At 58.3% G+C, this 1,782-nt stretch carries 3 protein-coding genes; 2 read left to right on the top strand and 1 reads right to left on the bottom strand.

Features of this window, described 5'->3' with window-relative positions:
- Window positions 1-624: IS66 family transposase (gene tnpC, locus INT21_RS09995; RefSeq protein ID WP_193085127.1), on the top strand; the 624-nt coding region annotated here is incomplete at its 5' end.
- A 25-nt stretch (window positions 625-649) separates the two neighbouring features.
- On the opposite strand, the gene INT21_RS20745 is transcribed toward tnpC, so the two are convergent.
- Window positions 650-829 carry a PIN domain-containing protein gene (locus INT21_RS20745; protein ID WP_193085126.1) on the bottom strand — a complete coding sequence of 60 codons (180 nt, stop codon included), beginning with the start codon at window positions 827-829 and terminating at the stop codon, window positions 650-652.
- Between the two features lie 165 nt (window positions 830-994).
- On the opposite strand from INT21_RS20745, the gene INT21_RS09985 reads away from it, so the two are divergent.
- Window positions 995-1,765 (top strand): DNA sulfur modification protein DndB, encoded by a 771-nt coding sequence (locus tag INT21_RS09985; protein ID WP_226930619.1) that lies wholly within the window; start codon window positions 995-997, stop codon window positions 1,763-1,765.
- Window positions 1,766-1,782 lie beyond the last annotated feature (17 nt).

Here is a 1,782-nt window from a genome sequence, read left to right as displayed (position 1 = left end):
CGTGAAAACGGCCTGACCCGCATCGGTTGTTGGGACCATGCCCGGCGCAAGTTCGTGGACGCCTCCCGGGCCGCGCCGGCCAAGGGCAAAAAAGGCCAGCCCTCGAAAGCCGATGTGGCCCTCAGCCATATCCGTAAACTGTACGCCGTCGAGAAAGCCGCCAACGAACTGAGTGACGCCGAGCGCTATCGGGTGCGCCAGGAAAAAAGCCTGCCGCTGCTGAACGCCTTCAAGGCCTGGCTGGAGAAAAACGCCAGTAAGGTGCTGAAAGGCTCGCTCACCCGCAAGGCCATGGACTACACCCTGAACCAGTGGGATACCCTGGTTGGCTACTGCGAACGCGGCGACCTGAAGATCAGTAATGCCGGTGCCGAAAATGCCATCCGCCCGTTCGCTCTGGGACGAAAGGCCTGGTTGTTCGCAGATACCTCGCAGGGCGCGAACGCCAGCGCCACCTGCTACTCGCTGATCGAAACGGCCAAAGCCAACGGGCTGGAGCCGTCGGCTTACATCCATCATGTGCTGACGCACATTGCCGATGCAGTGACCCTCGAACAACTCGAAACACTCTTGCCCTGGAATGCGGAGCTGCCTGCTTCAAAAAAAGTGGCTCAATACGGTTAGGGCAAGTGGGTCGGTTTAACGGCGCTTACGTTTTCTTCGCCACACTCTCCTTATTTCGCTCATACTCATCAATAACCAGGTCAGCCAAGACTAATTTTACGCTGTTCGAACTCACCAGCTCCTCTAGTGCAGACACAAGAGGGAGATCACTTCTTTTCGTAGAAACATCTAGCAAAACACATGTATCGAGAAAGATGTAATTCATATGATCCTTATTCTCCCTTGTCATTGGTTCTGGCTCAAGTTAACGCCCGCATAAAGCGCGCGGGGTACGAGCGTCGGCTTCGATGCATTTTTTAGCCAATTTGATTCTCGGAATTCCAAAACCCATTCCGCTCCCCGGCTGGGACAAACCAAAGGAGTTAGCACCATGTTCTATGTCATGAGCGTAACCGAGACGGTCGTAACCCACGCCCGCACCCCGAAGACCTACCAATCCGCCGAGGTGGTGTCCGGCCACAAGGCTGATCATGCCGCTACCGACGCAGCGCACCGCTTGAATCGTCAGGCCGAGACGCTGGAGGCGTTCGTGGTGGTCGAGAACGAGAACAAGCTAGATAAGGGCGAGCGTTACCCGCAAGTTCTGGCGGCTGCCCTGGAGCAACGCCAGGAGTCGGAAGCTGTGGCGCTGCTGGTAGCGATCTGGGAGCCGGGACTGTACAACCCCGAGCGCGCAGCTCATGCCGAGGCTCAGGGCGACCGGGTAGAGCGTCACGCTGGGCGCCTAGCGGCGCTGGGCTTGTCCTTCGATGAGCTGGTGGAGCGCTATGGTGCCCAGGCCCGATCCGAGATCGAGCGTGTCGAGGCCGAGCGCCAAGAGCGCGCCGAAGCGGCGGCTCGCCGGGAGGCAGCGGCCAGCGAAATCACCGAGGCCGCCCAGGAACACACCTACTCGTTCCCGGCCGTGCGCGGCATCCAGGCGGGCAAGGAATACTACATAGCCCAAATTCCCTATGGGGTTCTGGTCAAGCTGTTCGTCTTCGATGAAGAGGACGTGCCGCCCGAGCTGCGCGCCCAGCGCAGCCTCAACGAGAAGCGTGCCCGCGACATTGGCCAGTACCTTTTTTGGCGTTTTCCTGGTGATGATTTTAGGTATCTATTTTGGTGCCTTTACGCCGTAAGCGTTCATTCCAGGACGTAGTTGACTTACTTCACGTT

Origin of the sequence: Halomonas sp. 3F2F (genome assembly GCF_014897805.1) — a bacterium.
Taxonomy (GTDB): domain Bacteria; phylum Pseudomonadota; class Gammaproteobacteria; order Pseudomonadales; family Halomonadaceae; genus Vreelandella.
The sequence above is the reverse complement of the archived record's forward strand: the minus strand, read 5'-3'. Positions and strand labels throughout refer to the sequence as shown.